5 protein-coding genes are annotated in these 21831 nt (G+C 73.2%); all 5 read left to right on the top strand.

What is annotated here, in order from left to right:
* Positions 1 to 260 precede the first annotated feature (260 nt).
* The 5 genes from N4G66_RS20970 to N4G66_RS20950 all read left to right on the top strand — a co-directional run bounded on the left by N4G66_RS20970 (position 261) and on the right by N4G66_RS20950 (position 21753).
* Positions 261 to 2015 (top strand): fatty acyl-AMP ligase, encoded by a 1755-nt coding sequence (locus N4G66_RS20970; protein WP_261705678.1) that lies wholly within the window; start codon positions 261 to 263, stop codon positions 2013 to 2015.
* 313 nt (positions 2016 to 2328) lie between these two features.
* Positions 2329 to 16830: a type I polyketide synthase gene (locus N4G66_RS20965; RefSeq protein ID WP_261705677.1), complete on the top strand. Its 14502-nt coding sequence runs from the start codon at positions 2329 to 2331 to the stop codon at positions 16828 to 16830.
* Between the two features lie 67 nt (positions 16831 to 16897).
* The gene (locus N4G66_RS20960) at positions 16898 to 19747 is read left to right on the top strand and encodes a thioester reductase domain-containing protein (RefSeq protein ID WP_261705676.1); all 2850 of its coding nucleotides are present in this window, start codon (positions 16898 to 16900) and stop codon (positions 19745 to 19747) included.
* Positions 19744 to 20880 carry an alpha/beta hydrolase gene (locus N4G66_RS20955; protein WP_261705675.1) on the top strand — a complete coding sequence of 379 codons (1137 nt, stop codon included), beginning with the start codon at positions 19744 to 19746 and terminating at the stop codon, positions 20878 to 20880. The genes N4G66_RS20960 and N4G66_RS20955 overlap by 4 nt, the downstream gene beginning before the upstream one ends.
* A gap of 93 nt (positions 20881 to 20973) precedes the next feature.
* Positions 20974 to 21753, top strand: a complete 780-nt coding sequence (locus N4G66_RS20950) for an alpha/beta fold hydrolase (RefSeq protein WP_261705674.1) — start codon at positions 20974 to 20976, stop codon at positions 21751 to 21753.
* The last annotated feature ends 78 nt before the right edge of the window (positions 21754 to 21831 follow it).

Here is a 21831-nt window from a genome sequence, read left to right as displayed (position 1 = left end):
CAGGTGACCCAATTCCGCATTTAGTACCCGGAGTTACATCTGGTGGGCCGATCGAACTTGCTATCGTGTTACTCGTTGGTAGCAATCAGTAGGGGGCCACGGGGAGCCGGCGCGAGCATCGCCGCCGCATCCCGGGCGGATTGGCCGAGAAGGACGTTCTGGCAAGGGGGCCAGGCGGACACGGCATCTGCGCGTACCCATGACGCGGCCTCCGAACTCAGTCTTCTCGCTCACTTACGCGAACAGGTGAGACTCCTTTTATGGCTCGTTCCCTGGTCGATCTACTGACCACGCATGCCTCCCGACAGCCCGACCGGACTGCCTACCGGTACCTCGTCACGGGTGACTGCGACGGAGAGATCCAGGACATCTCCTACCGGCGGCTCGCCGAGCGGTCCCGGGCCGTCGCCGCCTGGCTGCAGGAGCGCGGCCTGGCCGGTTCCCGCGCCATGCTGCTGTATCCGCCCGGCATCGAGTTCATCTGCGGTTACCTCGGCTGTCTTTCGGCCGGGGTCGTCGCCGTGCCGGGCCTGCCCCCGCAGGGGCGGTCACAGAACCACCGCGCCCTGCTCCGGATGAAGCGCCTGATCGCCGACGCGGACGCCAAGGTGATCCTGGGCGGCCGCGAGGTGATCGCGGCCCTCGCCACCATGTCGGAACACCTGCCCGAACTGGCCGAGATCACCTGCGTAGCCACCGAGGACATCCCCGACGAGGCGGCCGGTTCCTGGCGCGAACCCGACATCACCGCAGACTCGCTCGCCTTCCTTCAGTACACCTCCGGGTCCACCTCCGCCCCGCGCGGGGTGATGGTGACCCACGGGAATCTGCTCGACAACGAGCGGGTCATCACGGAGCGGATGGGCCACACCCCCGACGTGATCGCGGAGTACGACCATGAACTCTTCGTCAGCTGGCTGCCCGTCTACCACGACATGGGACTCATCGGCCCGGTCCTGAACGCGGCCTACCTCGGGGTGACAGCCACTCTCTTCTCCCCGCTGCACTTCCTCCAGCGGCCCGAGCGCTGGCTGACCGCCATCAGCCGGTACCGCCCGCACACCAGCGGCGGCCCCAACTTCGCCTACGAGCTGTGTCTGAAGCACGCCACGCCGGACCTCCTCGACGGCCTCGACCTGAGCTCGTGGAAGGTCGCCTTCAACGGCGCCGAACCGGTGCGGGCCGCGACCCTGCGACGGTTCACCGAGACCTTCGGCGCGGCCGGCTTCCGCCGTGAGGCCCTGTATCCGTGCTACGGCCTGGCCGAGGCCACGCTGATCGTCACCGGCAGCTCGGTGCAGGCCCCGCCGACCCTGGCCACCGCCACCGCCACCGCCACCGACGGTGCCGGGCCGCATGCCGGCGCGGCGGAGGCCAGGTCGGCGGACGCGGCAGCGGTCGGCTCCGGCCGGCCCGGCCCCGGCATCACCGTGGTGATCGCCGACCCCGAACGGCAGGAGGAACTGCCCGAGGGGGAGGTCGGCGAGATCTGGGTCTCCGGCGCGAGTGTCGCCAAGGGCTACTGGCGCAACGCGCTCGCCACCCGGCAGACCTTCCGGGCCACTCTCAAGGGTCGCGAGGGCCGGTTCCTGCGCACCGGCGACCTCGGGTTCCTGCGGGACGGCGAACTCTTCGTCACCGGCCGTCTCAAGGACCTGATGGTCATCGACGGACGCAACCACTATCCGCAGGACCTGGAACTGTCCGCCGAGATGTCCCACTGGGCGCTGCGGCCCGGCTGCACCGCCGCCTTCTCCGTGGACGGCGAAGGGGAAGGCGAGCAGCCCGTCGTCGTCGCCGAGACGGCACCGGAGGCGGCGGGCGAGTCCGAGAAGATCATCGATCTGATCCGCGGCGCGATCGGTGAGGCACACGGTCTGCCGGTGCGCGATGTCGTGCTCGTCCACCCCGGCACCATCCCCAAGACGTCCAGCGGGAAGATCCAGCGCCGTGCCTCCCGGGCGGCGTATCTCGACGGCACTCTCTCCCTGGTCGGCGGGCCCGCGACGAGATGACCTCCCCCGCCGGCGGCGTGCCCGCGCGCCGTCGGCGGCTCAACGGCGGCCTCGGGCAAGCCTGTTCCCTCATGCCTGTTCCTCCGTCGTAGGCCGTAGGCCGTAGGTCGTCGGTAGGGCGGTCGTGCGTCAGCGCCATGGGGGTCGTACCGCGCTCGTACAGCCGCCGGAATCCGCCGCACGCCAACCGAATTCACCGTCTGCCGTCTGCCGTCTGCCGTGCGTCGGCGGCATCAGTCGTACGCCGTGCGCACCCGTCGCGTCGGCCGTCCGGATTCCACCTGAGCCCAAGTTCACGAGGACACCAGCCCAGATGCCTGCGAACGAGTCCCCGAAGCTGTTCCCCGAGATGTCACCGACGACCTCCGAGGGGGTGCGGGCCTGGTTGACGTCGGCCGTCGCCGAAGCGGCCGGGCTTGCCCCGTCGGCCGTCGCACCGGAGCGCCCGATCGCCGAATTCGGTCTGGGATCTCGGCAGTTGGTGACGTTGGCTGTGGGCCTGTCCGAATGGACCGGGCGGCCCGTCGAGCCGTCCCTCGTCTTCAACCACCCCACGATCGCGGGGATCGCCGAGGCCGTCCTCGACGAACAGTCCCTGGGTGCGGCCGATCCGGCCCCGGCCTCCGTCCCGGCCGGCCCGTCCGTGCGGCGGGACGACGACATCGCGATCATCTCCATGGCCTGCCGGTTCCCCGGCGGCGCCGACGACCCGGAGGCCCTCTGGCGGCTGCTGGCCGCGGGCGAGGACGCCGTCGGCGAGGTGCCCGCGGGCCGCTGGGACACCCAGGGGCTCTACGACCCCGACCCGGAGGCCACCGGCAAGACGTACACCCTGCGCGGCGGCTTCCTGACCGGCATCGACCGTTTCGACGCGGCCTTCTTCGGGATCTCGCCGCGCGAGGCCGCGGCCATGGACCCGCAGCAACGGCTGCTGCTGCAGACCGGCTGGGAGGCGATCGAGCGTGCCGGGATCGTCCCGGAGACGCTGAACGGCAGCTCGACGGGCGTCTACGTCGGCCTGTACGACAGCGGATACCTCGCCTCGGCCCCGCTGGACCGGCTCGACGGGCACGTCGGCACGGGCTCGGCGTCCAGCGTTGCGTCCGGGCGCATCGCCTACACCCTCGGACTCCAGGGGCCGGCCGTCACGGTCGACACCGCCTGCTCCTCCTCTCTCGTGGCCCTGCACCTGGCGGCGCGGGCACTGGCCGGCGGCGAGTGCGACCTCGCGCTGGCCGGCGGCGCGACGCTCCTCGTGACACCGCGCGGGCACGTCGAGTTCAGCAGGCTGCGCGGGCTGTCGCCGTCCGGGCGGTGCAGCCCGTTCTCCAGCGAGGCGGACGGGGTGGTGTGGGCCGAGGGCTGCGGTCTGGTGCTCCTCAAGCGGCTCGCGGACGCGCGCCGGGACGGCGACCGGGTCCTCGCGGTCGTCAAGGGGTCGGCGATCAACCAGGACGGCCGCAGTCAGGGTCTGAGCGCGCCGAACGGTCCGGCGCAGGAACGCGTGCTGCGCGCCGCCCTCGACGACGCCGGGCTCCGGCCGGACGACCTGGACTACGTCGAGGCGCACGGCACGGGCACGCGGCTCGGCGACCCCATCGAGGGCCGGGCGCTCGCGTCGGTCTTCGGACCGGGACGCCCGGCGGACCGGCCGCTCGGCGTCGGGTCCCTGAAGTCCAACATCGGTCACACACAGGCCGCGGCGGGCATCGGAGGCGTCATCAAGACGGTCCTGTCCCTCGGCCACGAACGGCTCCCGGCGTCCCTGCACGCCGGGACCCCGACCGAGCACGTCGACTGGGCGGACGACGGCCTGCGCGTGCACAGCGGCGCCGAGGCGTGGCCGCGGCGCGTTGACCGGGTGCGGCGGGCCGGGGTGAGCGCGTTCGGGATCAGCGGCACCAACGCGCATGTGGTGCTGGAGGAGTCACCGGAAGACCCGACACGAACGGCCGCGACACCGACGCCGATCCCGACGTCGGCTCCCACTCCGAAGCCCGCCCGGCGACCCCGTACCGGGCCGGCGCCTGCTCCCACTCCCACGTCCGCCAGGGGCCCTCGTACCGGGGATCGCACTCTCTTCCCGCTGTCCGCCCGCACCCTCCCGGCCCTCCGGGGGCAGGCAGCCCGCCTGCTCGATGCGCTCGCCGCAGAGCCGCGGCCGACACTGCCCGACGTGGCAGGAACGCTGACCCACCACCGCACACACTTCGAGCACCGCGTCGTCGTCCGGGCGGGCGACCACGACGAACTGCTCACCGCGCTCCGCGGCCTCGCCGAGGGAAAGCCGGACCCCGACCTGGTCGTGGGCCCGCAACAGACCCTTCCACCGGGCAAGTTGGCGTTCGTCTTCCCCGGCCAGGGCGCCCAGTGGTCCGGCATGGCCCGCGAACTCCTCGACCGGTCAACGGTGTTCGCCGACGAGCTCGACCGCTGCGACGTCGCGCTGCGCCCGTTCACCGTCTGGTCGGTGGCGGCCGTTCTGCGCGGCGACGAGGGCGCCCCTTCGCTGGAACGGGTGGACGTCGTCCAGCCGGTCCTCTTCGCCGTGATGGTCTCCCTGGCCGCGGTGTGGCGGGCCCGTGGCGTACGGCCGGACGCGGTGATCGGGCACAGTCAGGGCGAGGTCGCCGCGGCCTGCGTCGCCGGGGCGCTGAGCCTCAACGACGCCGCCGCGGTGGTCGCCCTGCGCAGCCAGGCCCTGACCGAGCTGTCCGGCACCGGGACGATGGCCGTCGTCGCCCTGCCGCATACAGAGGTCGAGGCGCGCCTCGCCGGCCTCGGCGGCAGGGTGTCCGTCGCCGCCGTGAACAGCGGCCGCTCGACGGTGATCGCCGGTGACGTGGAGCCGCTCGACGTCCTGCTCGCCGACCTCGACCGGGAGCAGGTGTTCGTCCGCCGCCTCGACGTCGACTACGCCTCCCACAGCGCCCGGGTCGAGCCCCTGCGCGCGACGATCCTCGACGAACTCGACGGCGTCACCACCTCCCCGACCACCGTCGCCTGGTACTCCACGGTCACCGGCGAGCCGGTCACAAAGGAGCTGGAGGCCGACTACTGGTACACGAACCTGCGTGAACCCGTGCGCTTCGCGCCCGCTGTGGAACGCATGGCGGCCGACGGCTACCGCCACTTCGTCGAACTCAGCCCCCACCCCTCCCTCGTCACCGCCGTCCGCACGGTCGCCGAGGACCGCGGCCACGAGGACCTGGTCGCCGTCGGATCGCTGCGCCGCGACGAGGACGGGCCCGCCTGTCTGGACCGGGCCGCCGCCGAACTCCACGTCCACGGACGGCGGATCGACTGGCGCCGCGTCGTTCCCGACGCCCAGGCGGCCGACCTGCCCACGTACTCCTGGGATCCGCAGTCCTACTGGATCGAGCCCGAACCCGCCTCCGGGGCCGTGGCCTCCGGTCTCTTCGACCGCGCCGCGCACCCGTTGCTGGGCGTTCAGCTGCAGTCGGCGGACGAGACCCGCTGGACCTTCCGCAACGAATGGTCCCCGGCCACCGCCGACTGGCTGCCCGACCACGCCGTGTTCGGGCGGACCGTGGTGTCGGGCACGACCGTGATGGAGCTGTGCCGTGCCGCGCTCTCCTTGGCCCGCCCGGACGTTCCCTGCGATGTGAGCGATCTGCTTCTGCTCGCTCCCCTCGTGCTGCCCGAGACCGGCACGGTCGAGGTGTCGGTCGAAGTGGTCACCACCGGATCCGCGCCCGAGGTCACCGTGCACAGCCGCCCGCGCGGCCCAGAGGCCCCGGGCTGGACCCTGCACGCCACCGCGTCGGCGGCCACGCCCGCTCCGGTGACGGCGGCGCGGCCGCCGGTGTGGCCGGAGGCCGCCGAGTCCGCATGGAGCGCCGGGACGTACGAACGGCTGGCCACGCTCGGTCTCGGCTACGGTCCCTCCTTCCAGGGCGTCCGGTCGGCGGTCACGACCACCGCCGACGGCGAGCTGCTGGCCCGGCTGTCGCTGCCGGCCGTGGCCCGCGACGCGAGCGATCCCTACCCTGTCCACCCGGCGCTGCTGGACGCCGCCCTGCAGGTGGCCGCCGCGCTGGACGCGTCCGACGGCCGGGTGCTGCTGCCGGTCGCGGTGGGCCGCTGCGTCCTGCCGCCCGGCGGCGCGAGCGACCTCACGGCGCTGGTACGGCGTTCGGGCGGCTCGGGGACGGACCTCACCCTCGATGTCACCCTGTGGGACACCGACGGCCTCCCGGCGGGCCGGCTGGAGGACGTGCGGCTGCGGGCCGCCGATCCGGCGGACCTGAACGGCGCCTCGGAGAACGGCCGTCACCTGTACGAAGTGGCGTGGACGGCCGTGACCGAACAGCCGGCGGCGGTACCGCGCGCCGCGTGGGCCGTCCACGGCGACCGCTCGGACCCACAGGTCGCGGACGCGCTGCGCGGCCTGGCGGCGGCAGGCGTCCAGGTGCGCGAGACGGGCGCCGACATCGTCGTACGATTCTGGCCGCGTCCGGCGGCCGATGCCGAACCGGCAGCCGCGGCGCAGGAGTTGGCTGCCGAGGCGCTGGCCGAACTGCGCTCCCTGATCGCGCCCGCGGACGACCGGCCGCCCGTGCGGACCGTCTGGGTGACCCGCGGCGCGGTCGCGACCGGTGCCGGGGACACCGTGCCCGGCCTGGCTCAGTCGGTCCTGTGGGGCCTCGCCCGCAGCGCCCGGACCGAACACCCGCACCTCGGACTGACCTTGCTCGACCTCGGGGGCTCCGATCCCGCCGACGTCCTGCCGACCGCGGTAGCCCATGCCGACGAGCCCGAACTCGCCTTCAGGGACGGCTCCTTGCTCGTTCCGCGGCTGGTGCGTGCCCGCGCGGCCGACGTGCTGCGGATCCCGGCCGGTGACTGCTACGAACTGACGGGTCCCGCGGCCGACCCGACCCTGCGCGCGGTGGAGTCCCCGGCGCTGACCCCGGGCCGGGTGAGGATTCAGGTGCACGCCTTGGCGGTTCCCGGGCCCGGCGGGGAGCGGTCGCGTACCGCCTGCGCCGGTGTGGTCATCGAGACCGCCGCCGACGTGAGGGACCTGAGCTCCGGCCTGCGGGTCGTCGCCCTCGCCGACACCCCGCCCGGCTCCATGGCGGTCGCCGACGCGCGGCTGGTCGCGGTGCTGCCGGACGACGTGCCGTTCACCACCGCGGCCGGCCTGCCCCTCGCGGCCAACGGCGCCACCAGTACCGAAGAGGCAGCCCGGACGCTGCACGAGACCGTCGCCGGGCGGGCGCGTCCGGCCCGCACCCAGGTCCTGCCCGTCACCGCCGCACGCGAGGCGATACGGCGGGCCGGAACGTCGAGCATCCCTGTCGTCCTCGACCTCGTCGGCCGCGGCGCACTTGTGCCCACCGACGGCACGGTGCTGATCACCGGCGGACTCGGTGCCGTCGGCCGGCACATCGCCCGGCTCCTCGTCGAACACGGCGTCCCCCGGCTTCTTCTGACCTCACGTCAGGGCGCGGCGGATCCCCGTGCCGCCGAGGTCACCGCCGAACTGACCGCGCTCGGAACCGAGGTCGAGATCGCGGAGTGCGACATCGCGGACGCGGCGGCCCTGGCCGGCGTACTCGCAGGCGTCGGCGACGAGTTGCCGCTGCGCGGTGTCGTGCACTGCGCCGGAATCCTGGACGACGGGGTGATCGCCGAGCTGACGCCCGAACGCCTCGCACGGGTGCTGCGCCCCAAGGTGGACGGCGCCGCCCATCTGCACCGGCTCACCGCCGACACGCCACTCGACCTCTTCCTGTTGATCTCCTCGGCGGCCGGCGTCCTCGGCAGCCCGGGCCAGGGCAACTACGCGGCGGCCAACGTCTTCCTCGACCAACTGGCCCACCACCGGCGGGCCCTCGGCCTGCCCGCGGTCTCGGTCTCCTTCGGCGCCTGGGCGGGCGAAGGTCTCGCCGCCGAACATGCCGACCTGGACCGGATGGCCCGGCTGGGCCACCGCGCCCTCACCCCCGACCAGGGCCGCGAACTCGTCGAACTCGCCCTGCGCCGGGGCGCACCGCACCTGATCGCCTGGTCCCTGGACCTGCCCCGCCTGCGCGAGACCACGGCTGCCAGGGGCGACGGTACGGCGGTCCTGTGGCGCTCGCTGCTGCCCGCGCCCCGCACCGGTCAGGACGGCGGTTCCGCTCTGGCGGACCGGCTGGCCCGGCTCCCGGAGGCCGACCGCGCCGCACGTGTCCTGGCCCTGGTCCGAGAAGAGGCGTCCCGGGCGCTCGGCCTGCGTTCGGCGGAGTCCGTCCGTCCCGATCAGCCGCTGCGTGAGCTCGGCATGGACTCGGTGACGGCGGTGGAGCTCCGCAACCGCATCGGCACCCGGATCGGTGCCAGACTCCCCGCCACCCTGCTGTTCGACCACCCCACCGCGGCCCGGCTCTGTGCCCACCTGCTTGCCACCGCACTCGCCACGGACACCCGCACCACCGGACGCGGCGCACCCGATCCGCGGTCCCCCCGCACCCCGGCGCCGCCGTCGGACGAGCCGCTGGCCCTGGTGGCCATGGCCTGCCGGCTGCCCGGCGGCGTGAACGACCCCGAGAGCCTGTGGCAGCTCGTCGACGAGGGCCGCGACGCGGTTGGCCCGTTCCCGGCCGACCGCTGGGACGTGGAGTCGCTGCACGACCCCGACCCGGAGGCCCTGGGCAAGTCGTACGCCAAGGAGGGCGGGTTCCTCGACGACCTGGAGTCCTTCGACGCGGGCTTCTTCGGCATCACCGCGAAGGAAGCGGCGGCCATGGACCCGCAGCAGCGGATGCTGCTGGAGACGGCGTGGGAGGCACTGGAGCGCGCGGGGATCGTGCCGGCCGAGCTGGCGGGCAGCACCACCGGTGTGTACGTCGGCATGTTCGGCAGCGACTACCTCGCGGGCTCCCGCCTCGATGAGCTGGACGGGTACGTCGGCACGGGATCGGCGCCGAGCGTGGCCTCGGGCCGGCTCGCGTACACCCTGGGCCTGAACGGACCCGCGCTGACGGTGGACACCGCGTGCTCGTCGTCCCTGGTGGCGCTGCACCTGGCGGCGCAGGCGCTGCGGTCGGGCGAGTGCGACCTGGCGCTCGCCGGCGGGGTGACGCTGATGGTGACCCCGGGAACCTTCGTCGAGTTCAGCCGTCTGCGGGGGCTGTCCCCGACCGGCCGCTGCCGCTCCTTCTCCGACGACGCCGACGGCGCCATCTGGGCCGAGGGCGCGGGCATGGTCGTACTGAAGCGGCTCGGTGACGCGCGGCGCGACGGCGACGAGGTGCTGGCCGTCCTGCGGGGTACGGCCGTCAACCAGGACGGCCGCAGCCAGGGCCTCTCCGCGCCGAACGGTCCGGCCCAGGAACAGGTGATCCGGCGGGCGTTGGAGCAGTCCGGTCTTGAACCCGCCGACATCGACTACGTCGAGGCGCACGGGACCGGCACCACCCTCGGCGACCCGATCGAGGCGAACGCCCTCGCGGAGGTCTTCGGCCCCTCGCGCCCCCAGGGCCGCCCCCTGTATCTCGGCTCGCTCAAGTCCAACATCGGTCACGCGCAGGCGGCTTCGGGGGTGGTCGGCCTGATCAAGGTCGTGCAGTCCCTGCGCCACCGGTCCCTGCCGCGCACCCTGCACGCCGGCACGCCCAGTCGCCATGTCGACTGGGACGACAGCGGGTTGCACCTGCTGCGGGAGACGGTCGCCTGGCCGTCGTCGGGCGACCGCGTACGGCGGGCCGGGGTGAGCGCTTTCGGGATCAGCGGAACCAACGCGCACCTGATCGTCGAGGAGGCCGATCCGGCCGAGATCCTGCCGGAGAAGGAAACCGCCCCGGGCAAGAGGCTGTTCGCGCTGTCCGGGCGCGGTGAGGCCGCCGTGCGGGGGCAGGCCGCACGGCTGGCCCGGTACCTGGACCAGGACGATGCCGCGCTGTCCGATGTCGCCCACACCCTGGCGCACCACCGCAGCCACTTCGAACGGCGAGCGGGGATCGTCGCCGGCGACCGGGACGAACTGCGCGCACGGCTCGACGCGTTGGCGACCGGACGGGTCCCGCTGGCCCCGCCCCGCGCGGAGCAGACCGGCAAGGTGGCCTTCGTCTTCGCCGGGCACGGCGGTCAATGGCCGGGCATGGGCGTGGAGTTGGCGGCCGAGTCGGAGGCCTTCCGCGAGGAGCTGGCCCGGATCGACGAGGCGGTGCACCGGCACGTCGGCTGGTCCGTGCTCAACGTGCTGGCGGCGCCGGAGGAGTTCGTCCCGTTCGACCGCACCGAGTTCCTGCAGCCGGTGCTGTTCGCGGTCAACGCGGCCCTGGCCGCCGCCTGGCGTGCGCTCGGCGTCCGCCCGGACGCCGTGATCGGGCACAGCCTGGGCGAGATCGCCGCCGCGTACAGCGCGGGCGCCCTCACCCTGGACGACGCCGCGTCCGTGGTGACCGGGCGCGCCCGTGCGGTCGCCCCGCTGGTCGGACAGGGCGGCATGCTGGCCCTGGAACTGCCGCGCACGGAGGCCGAGAAGCTGCTCGCGCCCTATTCGGACCGGCTGTTCGTTGCGGCGGTCAACAGCGCGCACTCCACGGCCGTCTCCGGCGACACCGCGGCGCTGGCCGAACTGCGCGGGCACCTCGAAGCATTGGACATCCCGGTACGACGGCTGTCGACACCGTTCGCCTCCCACACCCCCTTGATGGATCCGGTCCGCACGGATCTGCTGGAGCGGCTCTCCGGCATCCGGGGCACGCGCACGCCGACCCCGCTGTACTCGACGGTGCTGGCCGAACCGGTGCCCGGCGACCGGCTGGACGCCGAGCACTGGTACGCGAACCTCGGGCGCCCCGTCCGTTTCGCGGACACGATCCGGCGGATGCTGGACGACGGCTACCGCTACTTCGTCGAGCTGAGCCCGCACCCCTCGCTCACCGCGTCGGTCGAGGCGGTGGCGGCCGAGGCGGGGATCGACGCGGTCTCCATCGGCTCGCTGAGCCGTGGGCGGGACGGACGGGGTGTTCTGCTGGGCCGGCTGGGGGAGTTGTACGAGGCCGGGCACACGCCCGACTGGCCGGTGCTGCTCCCCGAGGGCCGCCGGATCGACCTGCCCACGTATGCCTTCGCCCGCGAACGCCACTGGCGCGCACCCGCCCCGGCCACCGGGACGGCCGGGGGTTCACCCCTCCTCGGCACGCATGTCGAGGCCAGCGACACACCCGGCCGGCACATCTTCCAGAGTGACATCGACCTGCGCGACAGCCGCTTCGCCTACCTCGCCGACCACCGGGTCACCGGCGAGGTGTGGCTGCCCGGCGCCGCTTTCCTCGACCTGGCGCTGGAGGCCGCGTCCGCGCTGCGGGACGGCGGCGAGGTACGACTGGCCGACGTGAGGTTCGTGCGGCCCCTGGCTCTCGAGGCGGACAAGCCCGTCCGGCTGCAACTGGTTCTGCAGCCCGCCGGACAGGACGGCTCACGGGACTTCACCATCGCCTCGGCGGCCACCGGGGAGCGGCGAGCGCCGTGGGAGCACCACGTCACCGGACGGGTCGTCGACGGCGCCGCAGAACCCGCGCCCGCCGCGCCCGACGCGGGCGAGGAGCCCGCCGTGCTGCGCGAGCGGTGCGACGAAGAGGCCGACCTGCCCGCCGCCTACGCGGGGCTCACGGCCCTGGGCATCGACTACGGCCCTGCCTTCCGGGTCCTGGAGCAGGGCCACCGCACGGACACCGCGGCGATCGGCCGACTCGCCCGGCGGCCCGCCGCCGGTCATCTGCTGCACCCTGCCGTCCTCGACGCCGCCTTCCACACGGCGGCCCTGCCGGCCGACGCGCCCGCGGGCCGGGCCTTCGTGCCCGCCGGTGTCGGACGGCTGCGCTTCACCGGCCTGCGCTCCGCGCCCGCGTGGGCGACCTGCCGACTGCGCTCCGTGGACGGCGACACCGTGCTCCTGGATCTGCGGCTCTGGGACGAGAAGGAGCAACTGGTCCTGGAAGCAACGGAGTTCGAACTCGCCGCGCTCTCGCCGCTGGACGGCGCGCTCTTCGAGACCCGCTGGCAGCCACGCCCGGCCGCACAGGAGCGGCCCGCCGACGGCACCTGGCTCGTCCTGGCCGACGAGACGGGGGTGGCCGACGCGCTCGGAGAGCGGTTGGCCACCGCCGCCGTGCCGCATGTGATCGTGCGCAGGGGCGCGGTGTTCGCCGCGCAGGGCCCCGGCCGCTATGTACTCGATCCGACCGATCCACGACAGTTGACCCGTCTGCTCGACGAGGCCTTCGCCGATGGGCCGCCGGAGCGGGTGGTGCAGTTGTCCGCACTCGACGCGCCGGCCGTCGAGGACGCCGCCACGGCCGAACAGGCCGCGCGGTGCTGCTGCTTGAGCACACTGCACCTGGTACGGGCGTTCGCCGACCGCCCCCGGGGTCGCGCCCCGCGCCTGTTCGTGGTCGTACGGGGCAGCCAGGCAGCCGGTGACAGTACGCAGGTGACACACCCTCAGCAGGCGCTCGCCTGGGGCTTCGGACTCTCGGTGGCCCAGGAGTACCCGGAACTGTCGACCACACTGATCGACCTGCCGGCCACGGACGGCGGCGACGACCTGTGGACGCAGCTGCGGCACGCGGACGACGAACGGCTCGTCGCGCTGCGGGAATCGGGCCGACTGGTGCCACGGCTGGCCCGCACCCGCCCGGACGACGGCGGACACGGCGGGATCGCCGCGGACGGCGTGCACCTGATCACGGGCGGTCTGGGCGGCCTCGGCCGGGTGGCCGCCGAGCGGCTGGTCCGCCGGGGTGCCCGCCGACTGGCTCTGCTCAGCCGGGGCGGACCCGACGCGGCCGCGGAGAGCTGGATCAACGGGATCGAAGCCCGCGGTGTCACCGTGCACCTCGCCCGCGCGGACGTCGCCGACCGCGCCGCGCTGACGGCAGCCCTGGACGCCGTACGACGTGAGGCCGGACCGATCGCCGCCGTCGTCCACGCGGCAGGTGTCCTCGACGACGCCACGGTGGCGAACCTGACCGACGAACGCGTCCTGCGTGTGCTCGCCCCCAAGGTCCTGGGCACCGCCCTGCTCACCGAACTGGCCCCGGAGGCCGAGAGGTTCATCCTCTTCGCCTCGGCGGCCGGTGTCCTCGGCTCGGCCGGCCAGAGTCCCTACGCGGCGGCGAACGCCTTCCTCGACGCCTGGGCCCACCACCTCTCCCGCACCGACCGCCGGGCGCTGAGCCTGGACTGGGGCGCCTGGACGGAGGTCGGCATGGTCGCCGGTTCCGACACCCGGGCCGCCGAGACCAGCCGTTCGGGTCTGGTCGCCTTCACCCCGGCGGAGGGCGGCGACCTGTTCGAGCGGGTGCTCGCCACTTCCCGCCGCCAGCTCGCCCCCCTCGCTCTGGACCGGGAGGCACTGGACCTCGACCCGGACGCGGCGCGCACCCGCCCGATCCTGGGCGACCTGACCGCTGCCGCCGCTGACCCGGCCGGCACGGACGACCTCGTCGCACGGGTGTTCGCGGCGACGACGGACCAGGACCGGACCGCACGGCTCGAAGCGTATGTACGGGCCAAGGTCGACCAGATCTCCGGCGGTGCCGTCGAACTGTCCGCGACCACGGCCCTCAAGGAACTGGGCCTGGACTCGCTCATGCTGGTCCGGCTGCGCAACGCCTTCACCCGCGAGCTGGGCGCCGAACTCCCGGCCGCCGCCGTCTTCTCGGCGTCCGACATCCGGAGCCTGGCACGGGCCCTGGGCGAGGTGCTGCCCGAACGCGACACCGGGGCACGCCGACAGGAGCCACAGCCCGAAGCCGCCTCCGAGGTGCCCGAGAGCGAGCTGCGGCCCGCGACCCGCGACGTCGTACGGCTGCTGCGCAGCGCCCAGCCGGGCATGCCGGACGCGGCGCACGCCGTCGGCCTGGCAGTCCGGCTCACCGCGCCGACCACCCGCGATGCGCTCACCGACATCGTCACCCGGCTCGCCGGACGGCATGCGGCCCTGCGCACGTCGATCGCCGCAGGCGGTGGACGGGGCCGACAACTGCGTGTGGAGCGGCAGTCGGCCGAGCCGTTGCTGCGCTGGACGGACGTGCCGGCCGACGCCGGACTCGACGCCGACGACCGGTTGTCCCGGCTGCTGGAGCCGCCGTTCGACCTGGCGACGGCGCCGCTGTGGCGGTTCGAGCTGCTCGACGCCGGAGCGCGTGGCCAGATCCTGGTGTTCGGCGCGCATCACGCGGTGAGCGATCTGCAGTCGCTGCTGCTCGTCGCGGGGGAGATCGATGCCGAACTGTCCGGCACCTCACTCGGCGACGCCGTCACCAATCGTGACATCGACCTGCTGATCGAGGCCCAGCGGACCGGCGACGCCTCCGGCGCCGCCACCACCGACTGGCGCGAGGCCTTCCACGGGAGCGGGCGACTCGACCTGACACTCGCCCGGCCGCGCCCGGCGACGCGTTCGTACCGGGCCGGAAGCGTGACCGTGGCGATACCCGACGGGCTGATGGAGCGGGTGTCGGCGGCCGCGAGCAGGCTCGCCGTCACACCGGCCGCCTTCTGCCTCGGCACCCTGACCGTACTGCTGGCCAGGATGCGGGAGCGGGAGCGCTTCGTGCTCGCCGTGCCCGTCGACACACGCATCCACGCCGACGCCTACGACGCGGTCGGGTTCTTCGGCGTACCGGTGCCGTTCCCGGCACAAGCGGCTGCGGGGGAGCGGATCGAGGAGGTACTGCGCCGGACGGACGCACGCCTGGACCGGGTCCTCGCGAAGGGCGCCATGTTCTCGGACGTGCTGTCGACACTGGCCGGGCAGGGGCTGCACCGGCCGAACGCCCCGCTGGTGGAGGTGTACTTCAACTATGTGCGCTCCTCGTCGGCCCGCCTCGGCCGCCTGGAGGTGCTCCCGGCCGGAACGGGTTACTCCGACCTCGACCTCATGGTCACCATGACCCCGGACGCGGGCCGCGTACGGCTCGACCACAACCTCGACATCCTGGACGCGGTGACCTCCACCGAGCTGGCGGAGGCGTTCCTGCGGCTGCTCGCCACGACGGCCGACGACCCGACCGCGCCGGTCCGTACGACCGATACGACGGCAACTGCCGCGACGAATACGACACTTACGCCGAGTGGGACGGGCACGACGGCAACTCCCGTCGCGACGACGACTCCGGTCGTGACGGCAACTCCGGTCGTGACGGCAACTCTGGGCGCGCGGGAGCCCGCTGCCCACCCGCGCCGCTCGCTCGCCCTCGCCGCCACCTTCGCGCTCGGCAATCTGCCGGTGCTGTGCGAGGCGGCGCTGGAGGAGGGCGCGCAGGAAGGAGCGCGGGAGCGGGCGCGGGTCGAGGGTCCGACGGTCGCGGAAGCGCCGTACCACCAGGTGCTCGCCGCCCTGCGCGATCCCTCGGGCGTCTTCACCGACCCCACGACAGCGGTCGGCGTGGTGCTGCTTCGGGCGGTGGACCTGGAACGGTTCGGTCCGGTGACCGACACGGTGCTGACCGAACTGCGCACCGCCTACCCGGCCGCGCTGCGGGCGCTGTCCGAGCGGTCCCGCAAACCACTGATCGTCGGCGTCCTGCCCTCGGCGCGGCAGGACGACCGCTTCGCGCGATGGGAGAGCGACCTCGTCACCGAGCTGACCGATGCGCCCGGCATCGCGGTGCTGGGCCCGGACGTCTGGACACGGCACCACGCCGTCGCGGAACCCTTCGACGAACGGACCGAACGGCTGGCTCATCTCCCCTTCACCCCGCACTTCCAGGCGGCGGTGGCCCTGCGGCTGGCCCAGGTCGTACGAGCGGTAGTGCGTCCCGCGCCGAAGGTGATCGCGGTGGACGGCGACGAGACCCTGTGGGGCGGGGTCGCCGGGGAGATCGGTCCCGAGTCGGTGGATCTGACCGGACCGCGCGCCCTGCTGGCCCGGACGCTGTTGCGGTGGCGTGCCGCGGGCGCGCTGCTCGCGCTGGTCAGCAACAACGACGAGGACACCGTACGGGCCGTCCTGGACCGTCCGGACAGCCCGCTGAAGGCGGAGCACTTCAGTGTGCTGTCCGCAGGCTGGGGCCCGAAGCCGGGCCGTCTCACGGAGACGGCGCGCACCCTCAACCTGGGGCTGGACAGTTTCCTGTTCCTCGACGACAACCCGGTCGAGATCGCGGGAGTGCGGTCGGCGCTGCCGGCGGTGCTGTCGGTGACCTGCCCTCCGGCGGCCGAACTGGGTGACTTCCTCGGCCGGTTGTGGCCACTGGTCCCGGCGCCGGCGACGGCCGAGGACGGGCTGCGGGCGGGGTTCTACGTGCAGGAGCGGGAGCGGGACGCGGTGCGCGAGCAGGCCGGTTTCGAGGAGTTCCTCGCCCAGCTGGAGCTGGAGGTCGACATCCGGGCGCTGTCCGGGGCCGACGTCGAGCGGGCCGGACAACTCGTCCGCCGCACCAATCAGTTCACCCTGCACCCCCGGTCCGCCGACGGCGGCGATCTGGCGCGGTGGCGGGAGCACGGCGAGGTGTGGACGGCCGCGGCCCGGGACCGCTTCGGCGACTACGGCCAGATCGGCCTGCTCGCCCTGCGCGCGGACGGCGATCGACTCGACGTCCTCGCCTGGATGTTGAGCTGCCGCGCGCTCGGTCGAGGCGTCGAGGAACGGTTGTTGGGGTGGCTGGCGGACCGCGCCGACCGACTGGGCTGTGTGAAGGTCCGGCTGACGGCGGAGCGCACCGACCGCAACGTACCGGCCCGGCGCCTGCTGGCCGCGCTCGGTGGCGGCGACCAGGACGACGAGCACCTGGAGAGCGTGGTCACGCCGGAACAGCTGCGGGGCTTCCGCTCCTGGCGGCGGCAGTGAGCGGGCCGGCGGCTCGGCCCGCGGAGGCAGTGCGTAAAAGGACAGTGCACAGGGGGGAAAGGCTCTCATGCGTGAAGTGAACGAGGACGCGGCGGCGCACGCCGGACAGCGGGCGACCGGCGAGGCGATCGAGCGAGGTGACGGCGGGCCGAGCGTGGAAGCCCTGCTGGCCAGGATCAGACAGGCCCCCACAGCAACGCCCACTCCCACAGCGACCGGAACCGACAGGAAGTCGGGTGTGGGGACCGATGCGGGTGCGAGGGCGGACACCTCCACGCCCCGCGTCGGTGAAGACGCCGATGCGGACGCGGGGAAGACTGCCGTGCCGTCCGGCGCCGTGGTGGACGTGGGTGCGCCTGCCGTTTCGTCCGGCGCAGGTGCGGATGTCGCGCCGCCAGGTGCCGGTACGGACCTGTACGCGAATGCGCCCACCGTGCCGTTCGGAGCGGGAGCGGGTGCTGGTACGGGAGTGGGAGGTGGTGGCGACACTGGTACCGGCACGGACCGCGGTGCCGGCGCACTGCCCGCCCTCGCCGTTTCGGCCGCACCGGCCGCCCCCGCACCCGACGCGGACGGCCTGGCCGCCGTCGTCGCCGCGGCGGCCGGTCCCTTCGTACCCGGAGGGCAACTGTCGCCCGACACCGACTTCTTCGACGCCGGGGGCACCTCCGTAGGCGCAGTGGAACTCGTCGCGGCGCTGGAGGACGAGCTGGGCATGGAGATCGACCTCGACGAGGTGTTCGCCGACGCCCGGCCCCGGAGCCTCGCCCTGCGCTGGCTGGTGACCGCCGGTGCAACGGCGGCTCTCTCGGCCGCGGGTGCGCCGGCAACCCCGACGGCCGCAGGGACCCCGGCTCCGGCGGCCGACACGATCGGCACCGCTCCCGCCCCGGGCACCTTCCCGTTCCCCGTCCCGGCTGCCGCCCATGGATTCAGCCCCGCTCCCGCTCCGGGATTCCGTCCTGCTCTCGCCCCGGCCTCCAGCCCGGCCCCCGCCACGGACACCCCATCCATCCCGTCGCCCCGCATCCCGTCCGGCGCGACGGTCACCGCCCGGACCACCGGCGCCGGCACCCCGTACGCCACGGCCCGTCCCGAAGACCTCGATCAGATCCTGGCCGACCTCTCCCTGGCCGACCGCCTGCCCTGGACCGGCTCGCCCGAGCCCCTGCCACCCCGCCGCATCCTGCTCACCGGCGCCACCGGCTTCCTCGGCAGCCATCTGCTCCTCGATCTGCTCAGGCACAGTGACGCGCATGTCCACTGCCTCGTTCGCGCGGCCGACGAGGAGGCGGCTACCGCCCGCCTCGGCGAGGCACTGAAGAGCCACCGGCTGCCCTGGTCGTCGGAGATCCGCCGCCGGGTGACGGTGCTCCCCGGCGACATCAGGCGTCCGCACCTAGGCCTGTCCGACGACGTCTGGAACAAGCTCGCCCACGAAGTGGACAGCGTCGTGGGCGTGGCGGCGGCCGTGGACTTCCTGCGCGGCTACCAGTCGCTGCGGCAGAGCAACGTCATCGGGGCGCTGACCCTGGCCGAACTGGCGGCGACAGGCCCGCCCAAGCCGCTGCATCACATCTCCTCGATCGCGGTCTTCAACGAGGTCGGTATCGCCTCCATGGGCGAGGACGACCCGCTCGCCCACGTCGACCGCCTGGTCGCTGGCTATGACCAGACGAAATGGGCCGCGGAGGTCGCCCTGCGGCGGGCCCGCGACCACGGCCTGATCGTCACCGCGATGCGCCCGGGAGGCATCGGGGGCCATACCCGGACGGGCGCCCACAACCCGCAGGACCTCAGCAGCGGCCTCATCTCGGCGTTCGGCCGCTTCCGCACCGTGCCCGCCTTCCACTGTCTGAACGCGGCCCCGGTGGACTGGGTGAGCCGGGTCGCGGCAGGCGTCATCTGCGAACCCGATGCCTGGGGATTCGACTACAACCTGACCGGCGTACCCAACACCCTCGACGACGTCGTACGGGACATGGCGTACGGCGGGATGCACGTGCGCGTACAGGACTGGGACGAGTGGCGCACCGACGCCTTGGCCCGCCTGGAGGCCGACCCTGTCCCCGAACTCGGCTTCCTCACAAGGGTGTTGCGCAGTCCCACCGCCCTCAAGCTGTGCGAGGCGACCCTGAAGGGGCCGGCGGCCACCGGCGAACGCACCGCCGCGCTCGTCGAGGCGCTCGGCCTGCGCCCCGCGGCCCGCTACGACGCCCAGGCCCAGCTGAGGACGTTCGAGCGGCTCGCCCGGGACGGCCTGGCCCGGCTGCCGGACAAGGGCGACCAGCCGTACCTGTGGTTCTCCGAGACGACCGAGGGCGATGTGGGCCCGGTCGGCGGCGGCGCCGACACCCCCTGCTCGATGGCGCTCACCCTCTCCATCGCGAGCATGTACCAACTGGTGAAGGAGCGCCGGGTCGACGTCGGCGGCGAGCTGGTGTGCGCCGCGGCCCATCCCGCGCCGCTGCTCGTGGAACACGGCGACGTCTGGATCCGCCCCGAGGAGGGCATCCCGCAGCGGCACGGGATGCGCCACCAACTCCTGCGCTACCGGCTGACGTTGCGCGACGCCGATGGAGGCCGCTGGTGGCTGGAGGGCCACAAGTACGCCCGCGCCCGTCGTGACGTATGGCGGCAGACCCGTGCGCTGAACGTCGAGATCGGCCGCGAGGGCGAACCGGCGAGCTTCGCGGGCGAGTTGGTCGTGCCCGCGGACAGCTATGTACGCGACCAGATCGACGGCATCAAGGTGGACCCCCGTCTGACCGGCCGGGAGAAGCGCGTTGCCAAGCTGACCTGGCTCGCCTGGTTCGGCGCGGAGATGGGCCGCGGCCTGCTCGGCCCTTTCACCCGCGCCGCCGCGGACCTCCTCGACCTGCGCCGCACCCGGACCCCCTCGGAGCGCCCCCGATGATTTTCAGAACCACCAACTCCCGCACCAGGCCGACGATCCGCAAGGTCAGGACGGGCACGGCGTTGCGGCCGCTGCGCCACCGCCTCGATCCGGCACGGGTCGAGGAGATCCCCTTCAGGGCCGGGGACGGCGTACGCCTCGGTCTCACCCGCATCGACAGCGGCGAGCAGGACCGGCCCGCGGTGCTGCTCCTGCATGGGCACACCGCGTCCGCCGACATGTTCCTGCTCCCCGAGACCCGCAATCTGGTCGACGTCCTGCTCGACGACGGCTACGAGCCCTGGCTGCTCGACTGGCGGGGCAGTTGCCGGCTTCCCTACAACGAGACCGGCCAGAGGTACACCTACGACGACGTCGCTCTTTACGACATCCCCGAAGCCGTCTCCCGCATCCGCGAACGCATCGGCGACCGGCCGCTGTTCGTCGTCGCCCACTGCATCGGCTCCCTCACCCTGTCGCTGAGCATGACGGCGGGGCTGGTGCCCGGGCTCGCGGGCGTCGTCTCCCAGGGCGTGTTCCTGACGCCGAAGCTCGCGGGACGCACCTCCCTGCGGATGACGGTGGCGGGTGAGCTGCTGAAGAACCGGATCGACCACATCCCGGTCGACTTCCGCAAGGTGGGTCTCCGGTCGAAGTACACGCCCCTGTTCGCGCTGGCCTCCCGGGGAGCGGGCTGCCCGGACCCGACCTGCCAGATCCTCCACAACTCGGCCTGGGGTTCGGGCGCCTCGCTGTTCCTGCACGAGAACCTGTCCGAAGCCACCCACGACCGGCTCGCCGAGCTCCTCGGGCCCGCGCCGCTGTGGATCCTGCCGCACCTGCGCCGTATCGAACTGGCCCGCAGCGTCGTCCGCTGGCACGACACCGACCACCGCTACCGGGCGCTGCCGCCCAACGCGCTGGACGCGGCCGCCCGTATCGACACCCCGGTGCTGCTGCTCGCGGGCAGCGAGAACGGACTGTGGCTGGACTCGCAGAGGCTCTGCCACGAGGTGCTGGCACACCGCCAGCCCCAGCTGGACGTGTCGTACACCGAGATCCCCGCCTACGGCCACCTGGACACGTTCCTGGGCCGGGGCGCCGCCCTCGACGTGTTCGGGCACATCCTCGAATTCCTCGCCGAACGACGGTGACGGCGGCCCCGCGCCCGGATACCGTACCGACCAGTAACCAGACCGATCAGTAACCAGACCGACCGGTGACCAGACCGCACTCCAGGAGGCCCCATGCCGCAGCTCGAAGTCGACGGCGCCGCGCTGACGTACGACGACGAGGGCCCCCGTGACGGTGACGGTGTCCCCCTGGTGTTCATCCACGGCTGGACGGCCAACCGGCACCGCTGGGACCACCAGATCGACCACTTCGCCCAGAAGCGGCGGGTCGTACGGCTGGACCTGCGCGGGCACGGGGAGAGCGACGGGTCGGGGCGGCGGACCGTGGCGGAGCTGGCCGGTGACGTTCTCGCCGTCCTCGACCATCTGGAGATCGACCGCTTCGTCCTCGTCGGCCACTCGATGGGCGGGATGATCGCGCAGACCCTGACGCTTGATCATCCCGAGCGGGTCGAGCGGCTGGTGCTGGTGAACTCGATCAGCAGGATGACCTACAGTCGGGGGAGGGGTCTGCTGATGGCGGTCTCGACCCTGGTGCCGTTCAAGCTGTTCGTGGCCGCCAACATCCAGCGGGCCTTCGCTCCCGGTTACCCGCGCGAGAAGATCCGCGAGCACGTCCGGGCCTCGGCGGACACGCCCCGCGAGGTGGTCATGACCTGCTACGGCGCCATGCGGTCCTTCGACGTCCTCGACCGGCTCGGGGAAATCCGCACCCCCACCCTTCTGGTCCACGGCTACCACGACATCCAACTGCCCGTCTCGCAGATGCTGCGGATGGCGAAGGCCTACCCGGACGCCGTGGTGCGGATCGTGGACGCAGGCCACGAACTGCCGGTGGAGAAGCCAGCGGAACTCACCGCCGTGCTCGACCGGTTCGTGACCGACCAGCCGTAGCCGGGCCTTTGGTGCGGGCCGGAGCGGACACCCGCTGCCGACCAGATGCAGGGGCGAAATCGTTCTCATGCACCGCCG

Origin of the sequence: Streptomyces rhizosphaerihabitans (genome assembly GCF_025399795.1) — a bacterium.
Lineage (GTDB): Bacteria > Actinomycetota > Actinomycetes > Streptomycetales > Streptomycetaceae > Streptomyces > Streptomyces rhizosphaerihabitans.
This window is presented reverse-complemented; position numbering and strand designations above follow the sequence as displayed.

What these genes read in the sequence shown, in the direction of transcription:
- N4G66_RS20950 (WP_261705674.1), top strand. Translation starts at nt 20,974, where the DNA reads ATGCCGCAGCTCGAAGTCGACGGCGCCGCGCTGACGTACGACGACGAG.
- N4G66_RS20955 (WP_261705675.1), top strand. Translation starts at nt 19,744, where the DNA reads ATGATTTTCAGAACCACCAACTCCCGCACCAGGCCGACGATCCGCAAG.
- N4G66_RS20960 (WP_261705676.1), top strand. Translation starts at nt 16,898, where the DNA reads ATGCGTGAAGTGAACGAGGACGCGGCGGCGCACGCCGGACAGCGGGCG.
- N4G66_RS20970 (WP_261705678.1), top strand. Translation starts at nt 261, where the DNA reads ATGGCTCGTTCCCTGGTCGATCTACTGACCACGCATGCCTCCCGACAG.
- N4G66_RS20965 (WP_261705677.1), top strand. Translation starts at nt 2,329, where the DNA reads ATGCCTGCGAACGAGTCCCCGAAGCTGTTCCCCGAGATGTCACCGACG.